Origin of the sequence: Prosthecobacter sp., from assembly GCF_044222345.1 — a bacterium.
In the GTDB taxonomy this organism is placed as follows: Bacteria; Verrucomicrobiota; Verrucomicrobiia; order Verrucomicrobiales; family Verrucomicrobiaceae; genus Prosthecobacter.
In genome coordinates, this window is the sequence record NZ_JBGANL010000037.1 from 16,940 (window position 1) to 41,424 (window position 24,485).

General features: G+C 61.1%; 27 protein-coding genes. 6 read left to right on the forward strand and 21 right to left on the reverse strand.

Translation table 11 applies throughout. From position 1 onward, the window contains the following. Nucleotides 1-3 precede the first annotated feature (3 nt). From ACILSL_RS18510 to ACILSL_RS18535, 6 genes are all read left to right on the forward strand, one after another. Nucleotides 4-729: an SCO family protein gene (locus ACILSL_RS18510; RefSeq protein ID WP_395733543.1), complete on the forward strand. Its 726-nt coding sequence runs from the start codon at nucleotides 4-6 to the stop codon at nucleotides 727-729. Nucleotides 730-754: 25 nt separating this feature from the next. Then, complete coding sequence (locus ACILSL_RS18515; protein WP_395733544.1) at nucleotides 755-1,072, forward strand: heavy-metal-associated domain-containing protein; 318 nt, start codon at nucleotides 755-757, stop codon at nucleotides 1,070-1,072. A gap of 49 nt (nucleotides 1,073-1,121) precedes the next feature. Continuing rightward, nucleotides 1,122-1,541 (forward strand): hypothetical protein, encoded by a 420-nt coding sequence (locus ACILSL_RS18520; RefSeq protein WP_395733545.1) that lies wholly within the window; start codon nucleotides 1,122-1,124, stop codon nucleotides 1,539-1,541. Nucleotides 1,542-1,659: 118 nt separating this feature from the next. Beyond that, the gene (locus ACILSL_RS18525) at nucleotides 1,660-3,795 is read left to right on the forward strand and encodes a TonB-dependent receptor family protein (protein ID WP_395733546.1); all 2,136 of its coding nucleotides are present in this window, start codon (nucleotides 1,660-1,662) and stop codon (nucleotides 3,793-3,795) included. Between the two features lie 209 nt (nucleotides 3,796-4,004). Next, a complete protein-coding gene (locus tag ACILSL_RS18530; protein ID WP_395733547.1) occupies nucleotides 4,005-4,709 on the forward strand; it encodes a hypothetical protein in 705 nt (234 codons plus the stop codon). A gap of 32 nt (nucleotides 4,710-4,741) precedes the next feature. Then, a complete protein-coding gene (locus tag ACILSL_RS18535) occupies nucleotides 4,742-5,746 on the forward strand; it encodes a sialidase family protein (RefSeq protein WP_395733548.1) in 1,005 nt (334 codons plus the stop codon). A 74-nt stretch (nucleotides 5,747-5,820) separates the two neighbouring features. Here the strand turns inward: ACILSL_RS18535 and ACILSL_RS18540 are convergent, their stop codons facing one another. The 21 genes from ACILSL_RS18540 to ACILSL_RS18640 form a co-directional block, all read right to left on the reverse strand. Then, complete coding sequence (locus tag ACILSL_RS18540) at nucleotides 5,821-6,273, reverse strand: hypothetical protein (RefSeq protein ID WP_395733549.1); 453 nt, start codon at nucleotides 6,271-6,273, stop codon at nucleotides 5,821-5,823. Between the two features lie 147 nt (nucleotides 6,274-6,420). Continuing rightward, the gene (locus tag ACILSL_RS18545; RefSeq protein WP_395733550.1) at nucleotides 6,421-6,648 is read right to left on the reverse strand and encodes a Fic family protein; all 228 of its coding nucleotides are present in this window, start codon (nucleotides 6,646-6,648) and stop codon (nucleotides 6,421-6,423) included. A gap of 51 nt (nucleotides 6,649-6,699) precedes the next feature. Next, nucleotides 6,700-7,260 carry a hypothetical protein gene (locus ACILSL_RS18550; protein WP_395733551.1) on the reverse strand — a complete coding sequence of 187 codons (561 nt, stop codon included), beginning with the start codon at nucleotides 7,258-7,260 and terminating at the stop codon, nucleotides 6,700-6,702. A gap of 52 nt (nucleotides 7,261-7,312) precedes the next feature. Further along, complete coding sequence (locus ACILSL_RS18555; RefSeq protein WP_395733552.1) at nucleotides 7,313-7,594, reverse strand: DUF3144 domain-containing protein; 282 nt, start codon at nucleotides 7,592-7,594, stop codon at nucleotides 7,313-7,315. 537 nt (nucleotides 7,595-8,131) lie between these two features. Continuing rightward, nucleotides 8,132-8,338 carry a DUF2188 domain-containing protein gene (locus tag ACILSL_RS18560; RefSeq protein WP_395733553.1) on the reverse strand — a complete coding sequence of 69 codons (207 nt, stop codon included), beginning with the start codon at nucleotides 8,336-8,338 and terminating at the stop codon, nucleotides 8,132-8,134. Nucleotides 8,339-8,775: 437 nt separating this feature from the next. After that, nucleotides 8,776-9,585 carry a hypothetical protein gene (locus ACILSL_RS18565; protein WP_395733554.1) on the reverse strand — a complete coding sequence of 270 codons (810 nt, stop codon included), beginning with the start codon at nucleotides 9,583-9,585 and terminating at the stop codon, nucleotides 8,776-8,778. 540 nt (nucleotides 9,586-10,125) lie between these two features. After that, the gene (locus ACILSL_RS18570; RefSeq protein ID WP_395733555.1) at nucleotides 10,126-11,712 is read right to left on the reverse strand and encodes a DUF3987 domain-containing protein; all 1,587 of its coding nucleotides are present in this window, start codon (nucleotides 11,710-11,712) and stop codon (nucleotides 10,126-10,128) included. Between the two features lie 29 nt (nucleotides 11,713-11,741). Further along, on the reverse strand, nucleotides 11,742-12,059 hold the full coding sequence (locus tag ACILSL_RS18575; protein ID WP_395733556.1) for a hypothetical protein: 318 nt from the start codon (nucleotides 12,057-12,059) through the stop codon (nucleotides 11,742-11,744). Nucleotides 12,060-12,093: 34 nt separating this feature from the next. Beyond that, on the reverse strand, nucleotides 12,094-12,426 hold the full coding sequence (locus ACILSL_RS18580) for a helix-turn-helix domain-containing protein (protein WP_395733557.1): 333 nt from the start codon (nucleotides 12,424-12,426) through the stop codon (nucleotides 12,094-12,096). Between the two features lie 380 nt (nucleotides 12,427-12,806). Next, entirely contained in the window at nucleotides 12,807-13,349 is a 543-nt protein-coding gene (locus ACILSL_RS18585; RefSeq protein WP_395733558.1) for a hypothetical protein, read from the reverse strand. Nucleotides 13,350-13,351: 2 nt separating this feature from the next. After that, nucleotides 13,352-13,873, reverse strand: coding sequence for a YcxB family protein (locus tag ACILSL_RS18590; RefSeq protein ID WP_395733559.1), 522 nt, complete (start codon nucleotides 13,871-13,873; stop codon nucleotides 13,352-13,354). A gap of 229 nt (nucleotides 13,874-14,102) precedes the next feature. Continuing rightward, entirely contained in the window at nucleotides 14,103-14,549 is a 447-nt protein-coding gene (locus tag ACILSL_RS18595) for a hypothetical protein (protein ID WP_395733560.1), read from the reverse strand. A gap of 51 nt (nucleotides 14,550-14,600) precedes the next feature. After that, nucleotides 14,601-14,828 carry a hypothetical protein gene (locus ACILSL_RS18600; protein WP_395733561.1) on the reverse strand — a complete coding sequence of 76 codons (228 nt, stop codon included), beginning with the start codon at nucleotides 14,826-14,828 and terminating at the stop codon, nucleotides 14,601-14,603. A 30-nt stretch (nucleotides 14,829-14,858) separates the two neighbouring features. After that, nucleotides 14,859-15,524, reverse strand: a complete 666-nt coding sequence (locus ACILSL_RS18605; protein WP_395733562.1) for a hypothetical protein — start codon at nucleotides 15,522-15,524, stop codon at nucleotides 14,859-14,861. Nucleotides 15,525-15,636: 112 nt separating this feature from the next. Continuing rightward, the gene (locus ACILSL_RS18610) at nucleotides 15,637-16,104 is read right to left on the reverse strand and encodes an NADAR family protein (RefSeq protein ID WP_395733563.1); all 468 of its coding nucleotides are present in this window, start codon (nucleotides 16,102-16,104) and stop codon (nucleotides 15,637-15,639) included. Nucleotides 16,105-16,175: 71 nt separating this feature from the next. Next, entirely contained in the window at nucleotides 16,176-16,346 is a 171-nt protein-coding gene (locus ACILSL_RS18615) for a hypothetical protein (protein ID WP_395733564.1), read from the reverse strand. A gap of 331 nt (nucleotides 16,347-16,677) precedes the next feature. After that, entirely contained in the window at nucleotides 16,678-17,646 is a 969-nt protein-coding gene (locus ACILSL_RS18620) for an IS4 family transposase (RefSeq protein ID WP_395733583.1), read from the reverse strand. Beyond that, nucleotides 17,591-17,932, reverse strand: a complete 342-nt coding sequence (locus ACILSL_RS18625) for a hypothetical protein (RefSeq protein WP_395733585.1) — start codon at nucleotides 17,930-17,932, stop codon at nucleotides 17,591-17,593. Before ACILSL_RS18625 ends, ACILSL_RS18620 begins: the two co-directional genes overlap by 56 nt. A gap of 252 nt (nucleotides 17,933-18,184) precedes the next feature. After that, complete coding sequence (locus tag ACILSL_RS18630) at nucleotides 18,185-19,363, reverse strand: DUF1080 domain-containing protein (protein ID WP_395733565.1); 1,179 nt, start codon at nucleotides 19,361-19,363, stop codon at nucleotides 18,185-18,187. A gap of 59 nt (nucleotides 19,364-19,422) precedes the next feature. Next, nucleotides 19,423-20,688, reverse strand: a complete 1,266-nt coding sequence (locus ACILSL_RS18635; RefSeq protein WP_395733566.1) for a DUF1501 domain-containing protein — start codon at nucleotides 20,686-20,688, stop codon at nucleotides 19,423-19,425. A 97-nt stretch (nucleotides 20,689-20,785) separates the two neighbouring features. Next, complete coding sequence (locus ACILSL_RS18640) at nucleotides 20,786-24,394, reverse strand: DUF1553 domain-containing protein (RefSeq protein ID WP_395733567.1); 3,609 nt, start codon at nucleotides 24,392-24,394, stop codon at nucleotides 20,786-20,788. Nucleotides 24,395-24,485 lie beyond the last annotated feature (91 nt).

Consider the following 24,485-nt stretch of genomic DNA (forward strand, 5'->3'; position numbering starts at 1 on the left):
ACGATGCCGGATTCACCTCCAGAGTCTCCGCCGCCGGGCATTCGCTACACCTCCGCCGGTGATGACCTTCGCGTCAGCACCGGCTCCTGGGTGCGCATGGTGCTGGGCATTGGCATGGCCCTCGCGGGCGTGCTGGTGCTGGGGCAGTATGCGCGGCAGGCGCTCCCGCAGGCACCGCTGCCGGTGGTCACTCAAATCAAAGGCGACCTCGAAGCCACCGAGCGCAGCGGGCAGACGGTGAAGCTTTCCGCCCTGCGCGGAAAGGTCACCGTCATGGCCTGCCTCTACACCGTGTGTCCGCATGGATGCGCGGCGGTGGTGGCGCAGATGCAGAAGCTCAATGCCGCCTACCGCACGCGGCCGGATTTCCATCTGGTCTCGCTTGCGGTGGCGCCGGAGCGCGACACCTCGGGCTTCCTCAAGGCCTACGCTGAAGGCGTGGGCGCGAAGCCGGAAGACCCCTGGTGGTTCGTGACCGGTGAGCAGCAGCGCCTCTGGGACTACATGACCCATGAGCTGCAACTGCAGGCTCCCGCCGCCATCCCGGAGGAAAAGCGCATCAACCCGCTGGACCTCTACGAGCACGACCTGCGCCTCGTGCTCATCGACCGCCAGGGCCGCGTGCGCGGCTACTACGCCGTCTTCCACCCTCAAGCCGAGATCGCCACGATCATGACCGAAAAGCTCGGTCGTGACGTGCAGCGCCTGCTCGACAACCCCGCTGAATAATCACCCACCCCCACATCCAAAGTTTATGAAACATATCCTCACACTCCTCCTCAGTCTCATCACCATCGCCTCATGCACCGCCGGAGATCCGGTGACATTCGTCTATCAGGGCGAAGTCGCGGGCATCATGTGCATCCACTGCACCAACAAAGTCGAAGCAGCGATGAAAAAGCTCCCCGACGTGCAAAGCGTCAAAATCACCCGCGCTGAAAAGGGCGGCCTGCCCAGGCTCGAAATCATCGCCACCAACGCACGGATCACCCGCGAAGATGCCGTGAAGGCGCTGGGAGACGATGCGAAGATGTATGACATCCGCAGCCTGAAGCTGCTCCAGGCGAAGTAACCCCGTGCTTGTCTTGACACTGAAACTCCCGCTTCCATAATCGCCCCCCATGCCTCCCACCGCATCACCTCCACGCCCCCGGCTGCGCCACGCGCAGCGCGGGCTGGTGCTGCTGCTGTGCCTGGCGCTGGGGCTGCAATGGGCGCTGCTGCAAGGCATCGCGTGGACGGGGATGTTCATCAGCTTCGCGCGTGAGGGATCGGTGATCGAGGCCGTGGAGAAGACCTTTGACGGGCAGCATGCCTGCGAGCTGTGCAAGAAGGTGAAGGAGGGGACGCAAGACTCCAACAACCGTGAACAAGGCACGCAGGAAGAGGATGCCGCAAAGGGACTGGCGGCGGTGCTCACGGGCACCGTGGTGCTGATCCCCCCCGCAGGAGACACGATTTCATTCGCGATGATTCGCGGGATGATGGTGAAACGAAACGAACTGCCGGAGCCACCACCGCCACGACGCGGGCTGGTTTGACCTTGTCGAGCGGTTTTCCCAAACCGCTTTTCTCCGCCACACGCCGGACTTGGAAGTCCGGCCTACCCCCCATGCGCATGCCGCCTTCCGCGCGGCTGCCTGTCTCCCGCATCCATTCATGAAACCATTCTCTTTTCTCTTTTTATTCTCTCTGACCAGCGCGGCGCTCGCGCAGACCGCCACCCCCAAGAAAACCCCGACGACGGAACTCAAGGAAGTCGTCATCACCGCGAAGAAAGATTCGCCTTCGCTCACGGTCCCAAGCCTGGAACTCCGTCAGGAACAGATCGCTGCATCCACACCCGGCGGCGCCGGTGTGGTGGATGCGGACTTTTACAAACGCGGCCGTGCCTCCACGCTGAAGGACGCCCTGGACTTCGCGCCCGGCGTGCTGATTCAATCGCGCTTCGGTGCGGAGGAGTCGCGCCTTTCCATCCGTGGCTCCGGCCTGCAGCGCACCTTCCACGGTCGCGGCATCTGGATGATGCAGGATGGCATGCCGCTGAACCTCGCGGACGGCGGCTTTGACATGCAGGCCATCGAGCCGCTGACGGCGAACTACATCGAGGTCTTCCGTGGTGCGAACGCGCTGCAGTACGGCTCCTCCACCCTCGGGGGCGCGATCAACTTCATCTCCAACACCGGCTACACCGCACCGGCCTCCCAGGCACGCGTGGAGATCGGCAGCTTCAACACCTACCGCGCGCAGATTTCCTCCGGTTTTGTCAGCGGCAAGACGGACATGTATGTGAGCATCACCGCCTCCCACACGGACGGCTTCCGCGACTGGAGCAAGCAGGAGAGCTTCCGCGTGTTTGCCAACATCGGCACCAAGATCAGCCCGAACCTGGAGAACCGCTTTTACATCACTTATGTGGACAGCAACTCCCAGCTCCCCGGAAACCTGACCAAGGCGCAGATGCAGGCCAATCCGCAGCAGGCCGCGCCGGGCTCCTTCATCCCCACCGTGGCCGGGGGCGCAGGCTACCAGGAGCGCGACTACCGCCTCTTCCGCCTGGCGGACAAGCTGACCTACAGCGACGGGGACAAGAACACCCTGACCCTGAGCACCTTCTGGTCATGGAAGGATCTGAATCATCCGATCTTCCAGGTCATTGATCAGCTCAGCAACGACCTCGGCTTTGACCTGCGCTACGAGCACAAGGGCCGTTTGCTGGGGCATGAAAACACCCTCACCGTGGGCACGGGCTTCATGTATGGCGGCACGAATGACAACCGCTTCTTCAACATCAACGGCGCACGCGGCGCGCAGGTGGGCGCCTACCGGCAGCAGGCCACGAACTTCAACTTCTACTTCCAGGACAAGCTGCAGCTCACGGACAAGCTCTCCGCGTTTGCCGGTGCACAGGTGGCCTATGCCTCGCGTGAACTCGATGAGCTGCAGACCTTTGCCGGCGTGAATCCGCCGGGCCAGTTCACCGGCCTGCCCAACCTCATCAACAACAGCGACCGCATCGAAGCCTGGGGCTTCAGCCCCAAGCTGGGCCTGCTGTATGAGGTGGACCCCAAGACGCAGATCTACTTCAATGCGAGCCGCAGCTTTGAGCCGCCCACACTCGGTGAAGCCACCCCTGCGGGCAACGGCCTGCTGGCGCTGAAGCCGCAGACCGCCACCACGCTGGAGATCGGCACACGCGGCCAGCGCGGACGCGTGGCCTGGGACTTCAGCTACTACTACGCCTGGGTGGAGCGCGAGCTCCTGGCGCTGGGCTCGCCGATTCTCGGACCCACGACGACGGTGAATGCCGGCAGCACGATTCATCAGGGCGTGGAGTTTGCGCTGAATGCGGACCTGCTGCGTGACCTCGCGGTGTCATCCGACCGCCTGGTGCTGAACCAGAACTTCCTCTGGAACAACTTCCACTTCAACAAGGACGCCGCCTATGGCAGCCGCCTGCTGCCGGGCTACTCGCCGGTGTATTACCGCGCGCAGCTTCTCTATGAGCACCCCTGCGGCTTCTACGCCGGCCCCACGCTGGAGTGGTCTCCCTTCAAATACGCCGCCGATCTGGCGCGCACCACCTTTGCAGATCCCTACGCGCTGCTGGGCCTGAAGCTGGGCTACCGCACCAAGAAGGGCCTGTCCTTCTATGTGGAGGCCCGCAACCTCACCGATGAAACCTACAGCCCCACGGTCAACGTGGTGAGGAATGCCACCGTGGCAGGCAGCACCGCCGTGTTCCTTCCCGGCGACGGCCGCAGCTTCTACGGCGGCATCGAGTGGAAATGGTGAGCGCATCTGCCGTGTCGTGGGATGGGTGTGGCGAAAGCCCGCCCGTCCCTCAGCGCATGGCAAACACCTCGGCCTGCGGAAGCCCCCCACAGTCGGGCGGTTTGGCGAAGCAGCCTTCCTGTGTTTGAGAGCGCATCATCCGCCAAACACACTCAACCTACGACCAAGCATTCCAACCCTCCACCCCTCTTCGTCTCCTATCCCCCCCCATGAACCCACGCCTCATCCGCAAACTCCACCGCTGGCTCGGCCTCGTCTTCAGCGTCTCCGTACTCATCGCCTCCGGCAGCGGCGTGCTGCACAACGTCATGACCCGCACGCAGGCGCCACCCCCGCAGGCGAAGCCTTCTGGCGGCGGAATGGATGTGGGTGCGATCAAAGTCAGCGTGGCGGAGGCCGTGGCCAAGCTGCCCGAAGACAAACCCGAGGTGCAGGCGGTCAACCTGCGCGGCATCGGCGGCCAGCCTTGGTACCAGATTTACACCAAGACCTCCCGCGCACCGCAGTACGTCAGCGCCGTGGATGGCCGCGTGGATCCCGCCATGGATGAAGCCTACGCCGCTGAGATCGCGAAAAAGTTTCTCGCCGGAGCCAGCGTGAAAAAGACGGACTTCCTCACCGCCTTCAACACCGAGTACATCAACATCTTCCGCATCCTGCCCGTGTACCGCTTTGATGCCGGCGATGCGCTGGACACCCGCGTCTATGTCTCCACCACCACCGGCAGCGTGACGCGCCACACCGACAAGCAGCGCCAGTTTGAAGCCACCGTGTTCACCAACTTCCACAAGCTCGGCTTCATCCCGGACAAGGACACCCGCGACCTCGTGCTCACCGTGGTGACCTTTGGCATCTTCCTCGTCTCCTGCCTCGGCATCGCGCTTTTCTTTGCCACCCGGCCAAAGAAACGGTGAAACTATGCGGCGTTTGATTACGATAGAGCATCATGCGCCGCTCCTTCCTTACCTCCGTTGCTGTTTTGCTCTCCGCCAGCCTGTTGCACGCGCAGGCCCCCACCGCGGAGCTGGTCTCCGTGGAAAAAATCTGGGACAAGGGCGCGCACAACGGCGCCACCGACATCACGCGCTTCCAGAACCTCTTCTACTGCTGCTTCCGTGAGTCCGACTCCGCCACCAAGGGCGAGGGCGTCGTCCACATGCTGATCTCCGCCAATGGCAAGACCTGGGTGGACCACGTCACCGTCAGCGAGCCCGGCATGGATCTGCGCGATCCCAAGCTCATCGTCACCCCCGATGAAAAGCGCCTCTACCTGCTCTGCGGCGGCGACTCCGCCACGCTGGGCCGCCAGACCCGCTACGCCACCTCCATGGACGGCAAGGTCTGGACCCCGCTGCAGAAGCTCCTGGCCAAAGGCGACTGGCTCTGGCGTGCCACCATCAATCCGGCGGACAAACGCTTCTACGGCGCCAGCTTCAACATCCACCCCACCACCGGCGGCCCCGCCCCCGAGAAGGAATTCTCGCTGAAAACCTACGCCAGCACAGACGGCAGCGTCTGGCAGCTCTCCTCCCTCATGCAGGTGCCCGGCCAGCCCGGAGAGACCACCCTGCGCTTCCTCAAAGACGGCACCGCCCTCGCCCTCATCTCCCGTCAGGGCGGCGACCGCAAAGGCGTGATCGGCAAAGCCGTGGCCCCCTACCGCGACTGGACCTACGCCGCCACCGGCCTGCCCCTCGGCGGCCCCAACTTCATCGAACTGCCCGATGGCAAGCTCATCGCCGGCTCCCGCGGCTTTGGCAAAACCCCCGGCGCCCACATGGTCCTCTTCGCCATGACCCCCACCAGCCTCACCCCCATCCTGGAACTCCCCAGCGGCGGCGACTGCTCCTACCCCGGCCTCTACTGGCACGACGACGAACTCCACGTGACCTACTACTCCAGCCACGAAGGCAAACCCGCGATCTATTATGCGCGGGTGAAGATCAAATAGTGCAGACGCCCATCGGAATCAGACGGCCGACATCCGCGTTTAATCCGCCCTCATGGTGAAGTGATGGGGCAGGCTCATTTCGTCTTGCCGTCTGTCACCCTTTTGATGTCGAAGCCCAGCGTCATCTCCTTCACCTCGGTGTATGGCATCACACCAAACCAAATGCTGGTGTTTTCAAACGAGTCTTTCTCATAGCTGGTCTTTCGAAGAAAAAGGATCTTCGACTGGCCCTCCTTGATTTGGAACTCAGCCTCAGCAGGCCGCTCCACGTGAACCGCCAGCCGGGTGAAAATCAGATCCCCCACCTTCATCTCCCGGTCGGTCTTCAGTATCTTCTGGATTCGAAATTTCACAGAATACTTCACCAAGGTAATCTCACTGGCCGTTCCCATGGGTGGCATTCCCTTTTCAAACACGGGTGTGGCGACGACAATCACCGGCGAATCAGCGATGAGGGCCTCGATCGCAGGCTCCGCGGCAGACACCTGGCACAGGAAAAACAGGGTGAAACAGATCAGCGTTTTCATGCACTTGAGAGCCAGTTGATGGGCGGTAGGCCGAGATCCATTTCAGTCCGCGGATTTCACTGCCATGCTCTGCGTTATCCCACATTTCCAAACGAGGATCAAGATGATCCCCATCCATCCAGAGCCAGGTCTGGCACCTCCAACCCTTCACACCTCCCTGCGCCGGTACTTTTGCAACCGGCTGTTCGGCTTGTCCGGCAGCGTGCGTTCGATCAGCCCGGCATCCACCGCGGGCTGGAGGTAGTTTTGGCGAAAGGTGGGCCGGTGGGAGAGGCCCAGCTTTTTCATGCACTCCAAGGCGCTGACCGGCTTCGTGCCCATGCCTTTAAGCAGCGCTTTGACTTGATCGGTGACTTGGCCGGTCGCAGCGCACATCCGGCAGGAGAGGGATCATCCTGATCCCTCCACGTCCCGCGCGTGCCATCCTCAGTGCGAGGCGGCAGCGGGCGGTGGCAGCTCCTCGCCAATGTATGCCGAGACAGCCTGCTGCAGCGCCGGGGTGTAGACACCGTTGACGCGTCCTGGAAAGGCCCGCACCAGCTGTGCGACGGCATGCGCAAACTGTCCAGGCACATGCTGATTGTGCCGCTTGCGAAAATAGATCGGATTCGGCAGCAGCTCCCAGGCCTGCGCTTCCTGCGGTTCAGTCCATTGGCGGACAATCCCCCTTAGACCCTGGTGATGCCAGGCGATCGTGCGGGTGTCGTGCTCCACGATCTCAAGCAGCACATTCTCCTCCGGATTCGTGTCGCTGTAATCCAGCAGGATCAGAGGAGCGCTCTGTGGCGTGAAAGCCGACAGCAACACCGCAGGATTGAAGTGAAAATCCCCCGGAAAGTAAAACACCTTGTGCGGGTCTTGAATCCATACCGACCACTCAATGCGCAGCTCCAGGCTGAAGCCATCATCCGGAGGCACCACGCCAGAGCCCTGCGTTTTCAGAAACGCCTCAAAGCGCAGGCTGGCAACAAACGGCGGTGGTTTCACGACAGATAGCTCGGTGAGTGGGCGAAAGTCTCGGCGAAGGCGGCGCACTTGTTCAAGTGCCCGGTTTGGAAGATCGCATCAGCTCATCCATATTGTTTTCCAGCATCCTGCGGTACTGCTCCACGAGATAGTCTGTGGCTGCTGCACGGTTCTTGGCTGCCTCGGGGTCCAGGGCCAGCACGCAATGAGCATTGTAGCGGGCTGCGGCATACATGATGACGGAGCTGACACGGGAGGTCGGATGGTCTCGGGTCTGTTCATTGGCAAGGCCGATGAAGCGGTCCGCGAGATCGTAGAATTCCCGGGTTTCGGGCCTTGGGTCAGAACTCATCATCCAGAGTAATAGGCACACCGGCATTCACCACATGAATCGATGGGCGGGAATCTCTCCAGCATGATGCGGTCACACTCCAAAAGCGCTGCGGCGCCTGCAATCACCAGCCCGCCCCCTTCGAATCTTCCCCAAATTCCTCGGGGGGGTATACGCACGCACCGCGACCTGCGGTGCGTGCGGGCCGATCAACCCTATGACATCCAAGGTAAATTTTTGGACGGTCCGTAAATGTGCCCTTCCGAAATATAAAATTGGCCAGCCGTTCCCGGTCCATAAATATGACTGCCGCTAATGTAATAGCGGCCTGCATTACGAGGCCCATAGATGTGAGTTCCCGACAGGTAATACCGCCCCCCAGATTTTGGGCCGTAGATGTGATTTCCGCTAAAATAGTATCCAGTATACATGGTGCGTAATGGTGCCTGAGATTCTGTGAATGGTTACAAATTGGCGCAGGATTGTGGGGTGAAAACTTGAAGTGCGCTGTTCATTAGCCAGCACGCTAACATGTTCCCACCCCACGTACCCGTCACCTTCCTACAGCTTCCGCCACTTGTCGGGGCTTCCGCCGGAGGTATGGCGCACACGTTCCACGTGAATGGGGGCGTTAGGAGCCATCTCTTTCGCCCTTTCGATTGCAGCGGCCTGCGTGCTTTCAACAGCACTTGCCCGCTGGGAGTTTGGCTTTCTGACGGCGTAATCGCCTTCAGGACGCTTCTCGATGAATAGAGGTGTGTTTTTCATGGTATTTTCTGCTGTAATGTGATTTGAATAGATTGAATTTATTAATGCTCGGTATTTTGTTTTAAGTAGGGAAGGAGGGAGACGGATTTCTCCGTCTCCCTCCGTGGTTTTAGAAGGCGAAGACGAGCTGCTTCGGATCGCAGCATCCGCCCTCCAGGTGAATCACCAGGCAAGGATTGCCAATGGTGATTTGGTTTGTGATGTGGTGCCGTGCCCATCTCCTAAAGATGATGGGACCGCCGCAGATACGGCACCGGTACGTGTTGTGCGATGTACGCATTGTGTTATGCGACACCCCCGGTCTTGACGACTGCGGTACGTGTGGTACCCTTTAGCGACTCCACGTCACCTCAGGCATGTACCGCTCCCATCGGGGATGTCAGAGTATGGGAAAAATCTGGCCTCCACGGGTAGTAATGGACCCGTGGTGGCCTATTTCATTTGGGTGTATCCTCCTCAATGATAAATTGGAATCCCAACCACTGTTGGAGCCTCGCCAGTTCGGCAGTGCGCAGTGTTGGAGGGGCAAAAATAACCACCTTACGGCCAGCTTTGGGGTCTAGCGTCAAGGAGTGCTTTTCCAAGCCTTCGATTTCGATTTCGATTGGGTCTTTGGGTGCCGCTGGTGGCGGCGGAGTTTGAGGATCAGGAGACTCCTTTGCACCTCCCAAATAATTCGCGCTTAGCTTGATGTTGCCCGAATCACGCAAGATCAAACCAGCACGCTCCAAGTAGAGAATGCCCATCTCAAGCTGAGCCTGATGGTCTTTGTCCGCACCACTAACCTCTGCAAGGCAGTGAATTGCGTCCATCTCGTTCATCTCCCTGAGTTTAAGGCGAGGCAAGAGCTCCTGTCCAAACCAAGATCTTTCAAAGAGAGGCCCGAGCTTCAGCCACGCCTTTTCCGGGGAAAAACCTCGAATCCTCCCATATTCTTGAAGTTCAGCCGCAGGAATGAATTTACCACCATCTACTTTTTGAACGAGCCCCAGGTCGTAAAACGATGCGCTGAGCTGAAGAAGGGTGGCCTCAGAAAGGCCCACAATATCACCCACATCTTTGTAGGTGATGGGTCCCGATTGCTTTTCATAAGCAATGGGAATAGCGGTAATGACGTCACCCTGCTTGAGCCAAGGGATCCGGTCTGTACAGAGGGTTTTGGTTAAGCGCCTCTTTCTTCTAACCACCGGACCCGGGGGCTGAGAGGTCTTGACTTCTGGTTCTACGTCGGGTGTTTGTTCACTCATGGTAATGGGCATGGGTTGTTATTGGAGATTTCACCCTAATAACACACGACGCAAGAGGAAGTTGGGGAAATTTCGCTCCACCCGATAACCTTGACGCTAGATCGGGCACCAGAGGCACAAGATTAAGCACCTTAGAACAATTGCATTACAATAGATTGAACTTATTTATTTGAATCTCAGTCGTTTACGAATTGTGTCTTGCTTGTATCGTCAAGTTATTCCATGCGAATCCGCTTCATCATCTTGCCCAACAGGCACTATGGCAACTTAGCAGAGTCTAATTTCCGTTCGTCGACAAGCTTTGCGCCCTCCTGATTACCAGCTTATCACCTTTCAATTCCCCTAGCCTCCCAAGAACGAAATGCTGAGCATTATATAACCGATTCCGCCCAAGCCACTGATAATCAAACGAATAAATCCCCTTTCCCTGAGCGTATGGAGCGCGTGGGGTAAAGCCCCCATCGAAACTTCACCAAATTCCCATATTCCTCGGGGGGGTATACGCACGCACCGCGTCCTGCGGTGCGTGCGCGGCCTGCTTCACTCCCAGGTGAAGGTGTAGGTGATGCATTTGCCCACCTTGGAGCGAATGCGGCACTGCCCTTTCTCGATGAGCCGGGGGAGGATCTCGCTGTAGAGGCGGGAGACGGTGAGGGCTCCCTGGCGGCCGGGGTTGTGGGCAAAGCGGCGGGTGAGATCGCTCCGCGTGTAGTCGGCGCTTTTCTGCGCGGGGTGGTCTCCGCTGATCTGCGCCAGCAGCCACTCGGCGCTGTCCTCCACCTGCAGGCGGCGGCCGGTGGACTCCAGCTCCACCAGGGCGTCCAGGCAGGCGTTTTGGTGCCGCTCCGCCAGCGCCAGCACATCATGCGTGATGGTGTAGGGATCGGCGATGCTGCCTTTGGCCCAGCGGCAGGCCTGAAAGATCACCGCCAGCTTGAGACAGCGGGCGGGCGATTCATTGAGGCTGGAGAGCAGGCTCTCCTCTCCGCTGGTGTATCCTGGTATTTGCTCGCACTTCAGGCGGTTGCGGGCCTGCAGGCCCCGCCAGTGCTCCCAGGCCTCCGGCGTGAAGCTCCCGCGGCTGATGACTCCCTTGAGGTGGGTCAGCTCCTGAAACTTGTCCGCCAGGCGGCTGATCTCCGCCCCTTGCAAGCTTTCCGGCCAGTCGAGGTAGCGCGCCCTCTCGGTGGCGAGGTAAAAGCCGAAGCGGCGACGCAGGCCGCTGCCGGCCTCCAGTTGATCCAGCCGTGCCACCCCAAAGGTGGAGCCGATGCACAGGCTCAGCGTGGCCTGCGGGATGCTGCGCTCCGAGCCGCCGCCTTCGTGCAGCTTGCGCTCCCGCAGGTAGTTCTGGGACCAGGGTGCGCCATCGTAGAGCTTCAAGTATCTGGCCGACACTTCGCGCCCGTGGGAGCTGGTCTCCCAGGTGCGCAGGATGGTGTTTCCCTCATCTTCAAACTGCAGCCGGTGGGGCTGCTGCTCAAAGGTGTCAAACAGCGCGGAGTCGCTGGCATTGCCGCATAAAAGATCCTCACTCATGAGGATCTCGCGGGCGATCTTTTCCGCCGGAGCGAAGGTGGTGCCCTTGCGCAGCCCGGCGGGTGTGGTCATGAAGTTGTAGAGGGTGAGCGGCTTGAGGCCGCCGAAATCCAGCATGACTTCGGGCGTAAGCAGCTTGCCACAAAGGGCCAGGATGGGAGCGACGATGAGGCCGTCCGGCAGCTCTGAAACCTGGCGCACAAAGTCGCGGTAGTCTGCCAGGATGGAATCCTCCGGGATGGGGTGCTCACGCGTACGCCCTCCCGGTGAATTTGGCGAATTGGGTGAAGTTTCTCCACCACCGGACTCTGCGTGTGCATACCCCCCCGAGGAATTTGGGGAAGTTGTGGCCGTTTCTCCACAGGCGGGCTCTGCCTGCGGACTCCGCCCCGCAGAATTGGGGGAAGGTGGGGAGGTTTCTCCGCTGGCGGGCGGCTTGGGCTTGGCCCATTCGGGGACGGGAGCATCCACGGGGCGGAGATGCCGCGTCCAGTCGGCGGAGGGCCGGAAGGCTGAGCGGGCCATCAGCTCAGCGGTGCCATCGGTGAGGCCGCCGGGTTTGGGATTGGAATTGGAATCAGAGTTCATGATCAAAAAAGGGTAGGGGTGTGAAGGGTTCAGCGTTTGCGGCGGGCCTGGCTGCGGGAGGATGGAGGAGGAGTCGGCCGGTTGCGGATCTCCTCCATCCGCTGGTCCACCTCCTCCGGTGTGAGCATCTCCACTTCTGGGATGGTGCCGGGCGGGGCTTTGGCCGCACGCGCCAGCGCCTCCTCCACCGTCTGCGACACGGGTACCCCGGCATAGGGGTCATAATGATGCCGCCACACGGGCCTGCGGCGTCTGGGCTTGGAGAGCACCAAACTGGCCAGTTGATCAGAGGTGAGGATAAACTGGCTGAGTGGCGGGCGGGGCGTGTTGTTGGGAGCTGTGTTCATAGTGATAAGGTTTCAATGAAAGAGGGTGGAAGGTTCAGCGGATGGGTGTGGTCGGGGAGGTGTTCTGAAGGCTCTGCAGGGCCCCATAAACCGAACATCCATCATAGAGTCTGGCAGGGTTCTCGAAGCCTTGGGCGCGCCTGGTCTCCACCGTCTGCTCATGCTGCTGCAGCGCGGCGAGGACCTTGTGATATTCAAAGCGGCAGAAGCCGCGCACCTTGATCATGGGCACCGTCCCCTCCCGCACCCAGCTTTGCAGGGTGCGGCGGGAGATGCCCAGCCTGCCCGCCAGCTGGTCCTGCGTGAGCAGCTCCATGGGCGTGGCGGAGCATGACGGGGTCTGAGGAGTCGTAAGTGTGGAGTTCATCGTCGTTGGTTCTTCTTGAGTCTGGGTTCTGTGTTTCACTTTATATTACCTAATGCTTCTTTATGGCAGCATGCGGTCGCGCCTGGGCATGGAGATGCCGGAAAGGCGCGGAGACCGCGTGCGGTTGAGCGTGGTGGGCCGGAAGCCGTCTGCGGCTTCAGCGTCTTGTGCGGGTTGCGATTCCGGAGTTCTTCACTGCCGCTTCGCTGTCATCTCTGCTGCAGGCCGCGTTCTTCACACCGGCCTTTCGTCAGGAATGGAAACAGGCTTGGGCCCGTTTTTCAAATGTCAACGCCGATTGCCGAAAAAAAGCGCATTTCATCGCAGCAAGCGTTGAATCATGGTAGGTACTGCCAGATCCGGCGCAGGGATGGCGGGCCTCAGTACGCCTCAGGATCATCCTTCGTGGTGACCGTGGGGCTGGTATAAACGCACTCCAGACGCAAGGGCTGCAGGCGGATCCGCCAGGTCTTCCGGTAGTGGTAGCCGCCGCCCCGGGCCTTGCCGCCATGGGGGCCTGAGTCCTCGACGATGAAGGTCCGTCTGCTCACCCAGCGGACGGGAACCGTCCAGCCGTCGATCACGTGCGAAAGGTCGATGAGCTTCCGGTCCGCGAATGAATAAAGGGCGGTGCTGTAATACTTGCCGTCGTCATAGCGAAGCAGGGCGAACTGACTGTCCGCGCTCCACAGGATGTCACTGGCATGGGTGGGGAGCCAGCGCTTCGAGGCCTCGTCATCTGTCCTCAGCAGCACCGCTCCCGCCCGGGTGCGGATCTCAAAGTGGTGCTCTGCCTTCGCCGTGTCTCCGATGTTGTGGATGGCATGGCGTCCGTCAGGAGAGACATTGGGTGCCGCCTCTGTGTCTGCGAGGACGCAGACGCTGCTGGTTAGCAGGAGGAGGGTGGCAAGGCAGCTTCGCATGATCAGAGCTTGGGCTGCTTGTGCTGATTCACATAGGCGAGCACCTGCTCAGCCACGTCTCTGCCAATATCGGCTGTCTGAATGGGATAGCCGATCGGCCCGGAGAGAAAGATGTACAAGTAGGCATCGGTCAGGGTGGCGTGGCTCACCGCATCCCAGTTGAACGAGCTCGATCCCATCGGTGAAGTCGAATGCAGGCCTTCGTCATTCAGAGTGAGCGTGCAGGGGCCCAGCGTCTTGCTGTACCCAGGCTCTGCCAGAGCCTTCTCGGCGTATTTGCGGGCATTCCGGTCAAACCGCTTGGGATAGAGCACAAACCACGCAGCCGAAAACACGCCGTAGAACACGACGCGAGACGTCTCAAATCCCGATTCCAAGGATTGAACCACGCCAATTGCCATCATGAGCAGCGGCAGCGCCCAGCGGGTGCGTGAGCGCACTTTTTGATAGGTGGGAGACCCGGCATGATACGCCTGGGAGAAGGCGATGACATCTTCACGGCGGAGTTCGAACTGGAGCGTCATGGGGGAAGGACTTGATGGGATCGGTTAAACTCAGGTTTGACGGCCTCTGTACCCGAGGGCGGCAGGGCGGGAATGGTCAGCAGCGTGACGGATGAAAAAAGTGGACCGGTCACGACTCCTTGAATTCCTGCCGCCGTTTTATCCTCACATGCCATGCTGGAGCAATCCTAAATGTGGTTTTTAACCAGCACGGGCGTGCTGTCCGCCCTGCATGGCCGGAAATCGGGCATTAGCTCCAGAAGGTGCGGATCACCACGGTGCCCCGGATGGGGTGGTGGATCAGCTCGGCAAACGCCGCGCCGCCTCCCGTTCGAATCTCATACGTCACGGTCCCGTCAGCGGATGTTTCCTGCGTGGTCTTCGGATCGGAGATGCCGGGGCAGCTGCGCACCCAGTCGCTGATGGCTTTCGGTTCTCCGAAGAAAGTGACGCGAAACTGCCGCGTGAACATGTTCCCCTTTGTCGTGATGGAAAAGCTCTCGGCGTCCTGGGGAAAATCACTCACTCGCGCCCATTCAAGGACGGCCGACCTCGCGCTCCTCTCGGTGAAATGGGGATACCCAGGCGGCCCAAAAGTGATGTCCAGTCCGTAGATCAGAGCCGCCAGTGAAACGAGCGTGAGCACCATGCCAGCGACCACACCGCCGATGAATGAGCGTTTTCTTCCGTGTGCCATGGTTTCACTATATTGGGAGCATGCTCCATGCACAACCCTATTCCGGGGCGATCAAACGCGGGGCTTTGCCTTCGCTGGCAGTGGCACTTCCCACACCAGAGCACGCCCGGCGCCCTTGCGCCGCACCAGCCCGATCTCCTCCTCCAGCCTGCGCGTCCATTCCGGACAAGCACGCTCATAGGGCAGGGCGAGCGTCTCCCGCAGCTCCACCCACGTCGCGCCCTCGCGCTTCCGTTTCAGGTGGTGCTGAATGGCGGCTTTGAATTCAGGGTAGGTCATGGCCGGTGGAGTGGATGATAAGGGGGCGGCTCAATTTTCGTCGAGGTAAATGTAAGCCCCCGGGTAGAGCGGGTAGTAGCGCTCCGGGTAGTACACTTCCTCATGGCCATCTTTGCCACCGCCATGGAAGCCGTCTCCACGGAACGGAATCTCTTCATCCGAAATGACCAGCCCGTGGCGGCCGATGAGCGACCCGCCCCAGACCAGCCGCACGGAGGAAAGCCTGCCCTCCTTGTTGAAGCTGCAGGCTGCATATCCGGGCATTCCCCATAGGGTGCCACCGACCGCCGGAGGGAGATCCGCTTCCGAGAGCACCACTCCGCCAATCCTGCCCTTTCTCGCGGTCAGTTTTGCCGCCGCGGCGTGCAGCTCCGCAATCACTGCGGGAGTAAACGTGGAGCGGATGTGCGCACGGCGGCCCATCTTGAAGTAGTCGTCATCCTCCTCGAGGTACGAGGGCAGGCGCAGGAGCCCCCCCCAGCACGCGGCCAGAGCGGCAATGCGGAGCGCCCATCGCCTCCAGAAAGGCCCGCCATCCCGGCAGGGCAGCAGCACCCACACTGCGGCCAGCAAAGTCAGAAAGGCCGGAAAGAGCATCGGCGGTATGAGGAAAAACAAAGCCCAGCGTCCGCTGACATAGTCGGTGAACACCGTGAGCAGCGTGAAACCTGCGAGGATGCTTATGCGGCGCTTCATGGCTCCACGTTTAAAATGACCTGCTGTGCGGCGGGATGTCGATGGAGGCGAAGTCGTGCATGGCGCGTAGGAGATGCTGCGCCAGCGCGCGCGGAGTGCAAGGGGGGAAAGTTTACTCTGCGGCCTCGGCCCGCAGCTGCGTCCGGAGCTCGATGAGCAAACGGCCGAGCATGTTTTTACCGGAGCCATCACCGCCATCTCCCCAGTAGTCGTCATTCGGAGTGCTCTCGATCAGCCTGCGCTCTCCCGTGGAAAGAAGCAGCACCTTCAGCTCCGCATGCTGGGTAAACTTGGCCAGCAGCGCCAGACGCATGACACCGATCTTCACCGCCTCCCAGTCCTTGCGCAGCGGTGCCTTCCGGTCCCGTCCGAGCCGGGCTGCCATCATCGGCGTGCCCGCTTTTCGAATCTTCTCCGCATGGCCTGCATCCTGAAACTTCTGCGCCTGAAAATAGTGCTCCGAAGTGGGCCAGGTCTTCTTGCCGATCTTAACCGGATAAGCGGCAAAGTTGGAAAATTCACCAAAGGCATCTCCGGTGCTGTAAAAACGGATGGACTCATCAATGGAGGGATTGGCCATGGCCGGTACAGATGGTGCGCTAGAGTGCGTAGGGTGCAAGTGGGAGTAAAGCAGCTCTCGCCAAAGGCGGCTCACTGCAGCGCGTCTCCCTGCATCACCTCCGGCAGCATCCTCATGCCTGTGTGCCATTTTTTCAAATCCATCTTCTGCGCGGTGCCGTCCTGTTTCATGATGAGGTCGATCTGATCGTCCTCAACCTTTTCTCCCAGCTCTTGTTCATTGAATGTGCGACGGAAGCTCAAGCATGGAAGTTTAAGGACTCAGGTGCTACGTGTGCAAGAGCAGGCATTGGCTTACTTTTACCCGCTGGAGCGTGAGGGAGCGCTGACCGACAGACAAGAGTGTCCGTCGTACTTCCAGGCAGGCCCTATTGCATGGAGGAACAATAGGGACGCTCGCTTTGCGGGCACTCCTGCCAGTACTGTTCGGCACGCACCGTTCTATTGAGCGATGGGGAATGATCCATGCACCTTGCTTTCAGGCAGTTGTGAGATGGAGCGAGGTGGTCAGATAACTGGCAGCGAGGCATCCGGGCACGCGCAGCCCTGGCAGCAGCCGCGAGTGCGCTGCTGCCTAGCTTGAGGGCTTCCAATTTTGCAAAGATCCATACCGTGGTTTGCGCACGCGGGTAGCGCGTCCCACTTCAAGCTGCAGCGCTTCGGCAAGCTCCTCTTCGCTCGCCGTCTGCATCTGATGAAAGGCCATCATCTCCAGCATGCGTTTGCTAGGCCGCCGTCCGAGCCTGCGCGTCAGCAGCACCGCGCAGATCAGCGCGGCATAGATCTGGATGGCCACGCCGTTTTCGCTCTCCGCAAACCAGTGCCGGCAGGGCAGCAGACATTTGAGCCAGCGGAAAAAGCCCTCCACCTCCCAGCGTTGCCGGTAGAGCCCGGCGAGCGCTCCGGCGCTGAGTTCTTCCGCCGTTTGATTGCTCACCAGCCATACGGGCTCCTCCATGTCAGGCCGGTCCACGACCACCAGACGGAACGGGCCGCGTTTGCAGAGTGCCCTCTGCCCAAGCATGACGCGCTCATCACGGCAGACGCCGGCCTCAATGTCGCCCTGGCTCAGCGGCAGTTCCTCAAGCGTCTCCACCTTGACATGGTTTTGGCGCAGGCGCATGAGAAAGCCGCACCCGGCGGAGTCGAGCTCCTCGATGTAGCGGTAGTTCATGCCGTAGTTGCGGTCGCCGATGTAGAACTCCCCGGCCTTGAGCTGCTGGCGCAGGGCTTTGCGCTCGCACAAGACCCCGTTGGATGGCAGGCCGCCTGCAGGCAGGCCGTCGGCCAGGCGGTATTTGATGTGCAGACGCACGGCGCGCTGGTCCTTATACTGGCTGCGCCAGGTGGCCCAGTCCATGCGCGGGAGCACATACCACAAGGTGCTGTCGACCACGCGCAGCGCGGAGAGGTCCACGCCGCCGGGGCCGGGCTGCGGGGGAAGATCCGCCACCAGGCGCTCCAGCACGGCCTGGAGCAGCCCGGCGTCAAAGAGGCTCTGCGCCTCCGAGAAGCTGCCCAGGCTTGCGGGCAGCGTGCCCAGGGAGCGGCAGCGTGCCCAGGGAGCGCTGCGTGCGCTGCAGCCTGCTGGCCTGGCAGAGCCCGCGCATGGAGGTGATGACCGGGTTGAACAGGCCGAGCAAAAACAGTGAGAAGTAGTCGCGCTGGTGAAGGGTGCGCCTCGGGTCGTACTCACTGCGGTGGGGCTGATGCTGCGGGCTGACCTCGTCGAGCACACGCTGGAACTGCTCAATGAGCTTCCAGTGCCGCAGTTGGGCGGCTTCAATCTTGGATGCGGGGACTCGGGCTGCAGCCATCAGCAACTTCATGCCACCCTTCGCTCAAAGGTACAGCAACGTTTTTGACACATTGCGCCCCCTCAAACACTGTGCCGAACACTATTGGCACTCTTGCCCGTCGATCAGCGTTCCCGCAAACACTCCTCAGCCTCAGGGATTCACCACCGCATCGCAAGTGCGTAGCGTCGAAGCTTCGCCTTGCAGGCGCTGCTGGTACGCTCGTTCGTCAGTGGCTGTCATCTCACGCTGATCGATAGACAAGAGTGTCCGTCGTACTTCAGGCTACCCCCTCACAAAGAAGTTCGCAAAGCTCACGGCAGTACCAAAATCCGCCACCCCCACCGGCCCTTTCGCTGCACCTTCTAGCGTGCCTTCGATCACCTGCGGATTGGCGTCCTGAGGTTCAGTCAGCGTGGCGGTGGCTTTGCTGCCATTGAGCGTCAGGCGCACGCGGTACCATTGGCCGGGTTTCACCTTGTCCGCGCCAAAGACGATGGGAGCGTGACCGCTACCGATGAGCACGGCGGGAGCTGCCTGACCACGCACGCAGAAGCCTGTGCAGGCGCGTGAGAGATCGGCGTCTTTTGGGAGCTGGAAGTCGGCGATGTATTCGCCGTCGGTGATCTCGCTTTCGCTCCAGAGGGGAGTGGCTGGCTGGCCGGAGATGAGTTTGAGATTCCAGTTTGACGCTTTCCATCGCTCTTCTGCGCCGGTGGGTGCTTTCCAGCCGCGCAGGTCGAGTCCGTTGTAGAGGTGCTTCCAGCCCTGGTCCAGCGGCGCAGATTCCGCGGCGGTGGCTCCGGTGCTGGGCAGTTCCTTGATACGCACGTTGCGAAATTCCACCGGCGCGCCTTCGGATTCCAAGGCGAGATAGCCTTTGCGCCAGAAGCACTTGTCACCGCCGCTCACCACCTTGCCGTTCACGGCGAGGGTGAGCGTGCCATTGTTGCCGGTGATGCGGTAGTGGTTCCACTCGGGCGAGGGCTTGCTGCGCTCCTCGCTGGGAAAGCTGCGCTGGCCGCTGTGATCGCCATGGGGTTCCATGGTGGCACCGTGGATGGGAAAGACATCGCCATGCGTCGTGAACCAGCGCGGCTTCGTCGGGTCTGCACGCTTCATGTAACCCTGGTCCAGCACCTGCACCTCGATGCCGCGCAGGAACGGCACACCCGGCGCGGAGATGGGGCTGCCCCAGATGAAGACACCTGAGTTCCCCCCGCTCGTGAGGTGCCGCCACTCGCACTCCAAAATAAAATTCTCGTACTGCTTCGCCGTGCGCATCGCCCCGGTGGGAACGCCCGTGCAACTCACCACACCGTCCTTGATGCTCCAAGTCTCAGGGGCGCAGTTAGCATTGACCCAGCCGCTGAGGTCTTTGCCATTGAACATGGGCACAAAGCCGTCCTCTCCGGCAAAAGCGCTTGAGAGGACGAGAAGGCAGAGAAAGAATGTGGATTTCATGTGCGAAGAGTACGCACATTTTGGCAAAGTCTTTTATCTGTGCCTGCTGCAGTCAATCCTTAGCCAAACAAAGCCGCCACCGGCTTCCCGCCATCGGTGATCGGCACAGGGCGCGTGCCGTCCATCAGTTCCTTGCTCGGATCAATGCCCATCGCGGCATGGATGGTGGCGTGGAAATCCACGAGCGGGACAGGATTCTCGACAGGCTTCTTGGAGAGCTCGTCGGTCACGCCATACGCGCCGCAATGGTTCAGGCCGCCTCCGGCCAGCACCATGGAGAAAGTGGTGCCCTGATGTCCGCGTCCGCCGCGTCCGTCAAACTCAGGCGGGCGGCCGAATTCGGTGCCCACAACGATGAGCGTCTTGTCGAGCAGCTTGTGGTTCTTCAGGTCGCGGATGAGCGCGGCGAGGGCGGTGTCCAGCTCCTGAATGAGGAGATGCTGGTTTTTGTAGCCTTCGTTGTGAATGTCCCAGCCGGTGCCGTTCATGAAGTTGAGGTTGTGGGAGACCTCGATGAAGCGCACGCCGGCCTGCACCAAGCGGCGGGAGAGCAGGCAGCGCTGACCGAACTCGCCGCCGTACTCATTGCGCAGGGAGGCGGGTTCCTCCTTGAGATTGAAGTGACGCATGAACTTCGGGCCGGAGAGGCCGAGCGCCTGCTCCTGAGCGGCCTTGTAGTCGGAGATGCTGGATTCGCGCGGCGCGCGGGACATCAGCGGGGCCAGGAGCTGCTCGCGGGTGAGGGCGCGCTTTTCATCCACAAAGTCCGGGCGCGTGAAGCCTGCGGGGCCGGTGTTGGTGTCGGTGAGATAGACGTAGCCCGCCTTGGCGCCGAGGAAGCCGGGGCCGCGGCTCACATTGGGATAGCCAATGAGAATGTAGGGCGGCATGCCCTCACCGGCTGCGCCACGCTCATGCGAGATGATGGACCCCACGCTGGGATAGACGACATTGCCGGAGATCATGCGCCCGGTGTGGACGATGTTGGTGGCAAAAGCGTGCTCGTCGATCACGTGATGATTCACCGTGCGCATCACCGTCACATGCTCCATGACTTTCGCGGTCTTGCTCAGATGTTCCGTAAGCTGCACCCCGGGGACGGAGGTGTCGATGGCCTTGTAGAGGGAGCCTGCGATCTTGGTCTTGTCCGTGTTGTTGCCGAGCTTCTTGGGGTCAAAGGTGTCGATCTGCGCCATGCCGCCGCCCAGCCAGATGAAGATGCAGTGCTCGGCCTTGCCCTTGGGCGTGTGCACAGGGGTGTTGTTCGCAAACAACGGAGCTGCGCCAAAGGCGGCTGCGGAGGAGAGGAAGGAGCGGCGTTTCATGATCTTGAGCTATAAACGTTGAACAGAGGTTGTTTTCACTTTTGGCAGCACCTCACTTTCGTGGGGTGCTTGGCGTGAGCAGTCTTGGTGATGATGCTCAAGGGCTAAACGCCCACTCGGGCGCGTTCAGCAGGGCCCACAGCACGTCTTCCATGCGGCCGCGCCATTCGGCGTTCAGCTTGTTGGTGGGGGGATCTCCGGCTCGGGCGGCGGCTTCCTGGGCCATGCGCACCGTGGTGGCTTCGCCGTCGAGGTGGTTGGACCAGCTCACGTATTTTTCGCGGGTGCGGTTGGAGGCGGGCGCTTTGCTGGCAGTCGTTTGATTTTGGATGCGTGACTCGTAGCCTGCGCTGAGATGCTGGGTGTACAGCGAACGTTCTTCGGCGGTGGGGTGGCGGGTGAGGAGCTTGAGGAAGAGCTGGTCGATGAATGAATCGAGCGATTCGTTTTTCAAAGCCAGGGCGGTGATGCCGTGGTCATCGCTGAGGCGGGTGAGCCACACGCCCACGGTGCCGTTGCTGAGGATGGCGGGTTGCAGCACGTTGGGGTCGGCATCGCGCTTGCTCACAGGGTCCTGGCGGGAGCCGCGCCAGCCGAAGGCGCTGAGCACATCCGTCACCGCCTGGATGCGGGGCAGGGCCAGGCTGGGGCGGTCGCGTTCATTGCTGGTGCTGGTGAGCATCCAGCTATGGTGTGGCTTGCCCATGTGGATGGCGTTCTTGAGATCGCGGGTGTTGTCGATGTCCAGGCAGACCTCCTCGGTGTGGAAGGGCTTGCCGGTGGCGGAGAACAGGGAGTCCACGATCTGCTCGGCCTGCAGCCTGCGCGGTGCTGGGCTTGTGAAAAGCGGGCTGGTCTGCTTGAGCGTGGGATCGGTGGCGCGTTGGTAAGCCTCGCTGTTGAGGATGAGGCGGGCGAGGTGCTTCACATCATAACCGCCGCTGACAAGCTGGCGGCCTAGCCACTTGAGAAGCTCAGGATGGGAGGGCTTGCCCTTCTCCCAGTCTTCGATGGGCTCCACGATGCCACGGCCCATGAAGCGTGCCCACACGCGGTTGGCGATGACCTGCGCAAAGCGTTCGTTCTGCGGCGCGGTGATCATGGCGGCGAGCACATCGCGGCTGTCCTTGGGATCTTCAGCGAGCTTAGCGGCGGCTTCGTCGCAGAACTCGGCAAAAGGCCACTTGGGCTGCACTTTGGTGCCGGGCATCAACGTCACCTGGATCAGCGGCTTGCGGCCACCGGCGTGGATTTTGTCCATCGGCACGCTGCTGGTCTTGGGAACTTCGATCTCTTTGGTGCCGAGCATGGCGGCGAGCTCGAAGAGGTCCTGCTGCAAAGACTTGCCGGTGGGTGAATCATGGCAGCGTGCGCATTTCATTTCCACGCCGAGGAAGGCGGTGCTGACGATGGTGCCCTTCGCGGCCATGGGCACGTCATTCTGCGAGGCGGTGCCAAATCCGGCGGGGCCACCAAGGCGCTCGCTGCCGCGCATGCGCAGCAGCTCGGTGACGAAGAAGTCCATGGGCGTGTTGTCCTGCAGGGAATCATAGAGCCACCAGCGGAAGGGGCCGGTGTTGTTCAGCGTGGGGTTCAGGATGTTCGGGTTTTCCGCCAGCACATCCTGCCAGTAGCCCATCCAGTTGTCCGCCCAGCGCGGGTCCTTCAGCAACTGGTCGATGGCGGCCTTGCGATCCGGGTTCTTCTGGAATGCGGCGATTTCTTCCAGAGATGGAGGCACGCCGATGGTGTCGATGTACACGCGGCGCAGGAAGCTGAGATCGTCTATGAGCGGCGTGAGCGTGAGATGGTCGGCACGGATCTCCGGCCAGTGTGCGCCTTCCTTGATCCATGTGGTGAGCAGGGCGATCTCGTCCTTGGTCAAAGGCTTGCCCTTGGGGGGCATGATCTCGTCTTCATCTGAAGAAGTGATGCGGGCGATGATGGAGCTGTGGTCGGGCTTGCCGGGATCGACGGCGGCACCGTCGGATTTGCCGCCTTTCATCGCCTCGGCCAGCGAGTCGAGATGCAGTCCGCCTTTGGCTTTCGTGCCGCGATGGCACTCGGTGCATTTGGCTTCGAGGATGGGCTGGATATCCTTGAAGTAGTCGATGCTGCCTTTGTGGGAATCCTGAGACTTCACGGTGGCGATCTTGGCGGCGATGAATTCATCAATGCTGCCTTTGCCAGCCGGGTTTTTCGTCAGCCATTCTTGTGCGGCCTTGCGGCGTGTCGCCCAGTAGGGGGCGGACAGGGCGCGCAGCTCGGCACGCTTCTTGGCATTCATCTCGGCGTAGTGTGCATTGCGCTCCTGCTCGTAGGCAGCCCAGCCGGCATCGGTGTAGGGCACGGTGCGCTTGCCTGGGGTGACGAGCTTCCAGCTCTGGCTGCCCTGCGGGCTCCAGGCCACCACAGTCTCGCCCAGCTCCGCGCGGCGGATGCTTTTGCCCACGTAGCTGCCCACCAGCGTCTCCAGCACAATGAACTGAGGCTTGCCTGTGCCTTCAAACTCGCACCACGATTCGCGGTTGCCGGGAGGCGCAAAGCGGAAGTCGGGACCGAGATCGAGATACTCCTGCTGGTCGGCTACCAGATGATGGCCGTCGCTGTCATTCGGCGGGAAGGGGGTGTTCAGGACGATCTTGTTATCGACATAAAGATCCGTGGCGCCACGGGCGCGCAGCAGCAGGCGGTGCTTGCCTTTGGGAAAGGTGATGCTGGCGGCGGCGCGCAGCATAAAGGGCACGTGGCGCTCTCCGCGCACACCGGTGTCTACGTATTTCTGCGGAACATCGAGGAAGCCAAACACATCCTCCGTGTAGGTCTCTCCCACCTTGGGAGCCTCGGCGGGCCAGGCATTGGCATCGGGCATGCCTTCTTCTGCCAGCTGGACGAGCACGCGGCCTGCAGGCACTTCCTTTTTCGCCACGGGTGGTGGCGGCGGCACAAACTGATACTTGGCCTTCAGCGCGGTGACATCAATGGGCCCGCGATAGATGGCCACGTCATCGAGCCAGCCATTGAGCGTGTGTGATGACGCGAGCGAGGAGCCGCTGCCGAGCACGAGGGAGTCGCCATCGGTCACAGGGGCGCGGTCAGTGGCACCGCCCATGTCCCACACGCCGTCGGTCTCGCGGCCGTCGATGTAGCCTTTGATGCTCTTGGGCTTGCCGTAGGTGTAGGTGACGGCGATGTGGTGCCAGCCGGAGGAGGGCAGGGTGTCCTTGGACCACCAGCGGTGCCAGTCGCCTTTTTTATCGGGCACATTGGCGCTGCGGAAGAGGAAGCCGATCTGTGCGCCCCCCTTGGTGTTCTGCAGGCGCAGGGCGTAGTTTTGATTTTCGCTGCCAAACTCCTTGGTGCCGAGGCGGCCTTTGCCGATGATGTAAGGCGTGCCGTTCTGTCCGGCGGGCTTGACCCAGGCTTCGAGGGTGATCGTTTCATTCAGGCCAAAGCGCAGGGCCTCGTTATCCTTGATGATGACGGCGGTTTTCTTGCCGTCGCCATCGAACCGCTGGGCGGTGTTGTCCTTGGAAAAGCCGGGGTAGCTGGGAGAGCGCGGGCCGGGCTCCTTGGAGTTGTCAAAACGCCACTGCATGACGGGTGTGGCGAGCGGTTTGTCCGCAGTGTCGTTGCCGCCGATGTCATTCTGGGCGGAGGCGGCGATTGCGGTGAGCAGGAAGAGGGCAGGAACGTAGCGCGTCATGCGCCTATCAACGCAAGTTTGGCGCGGTTTTCAGCATTTTGGGCACCCCACTTTCGTGTGGGGGTGGCTTGTCCTTCGGCTCTCTTCGATC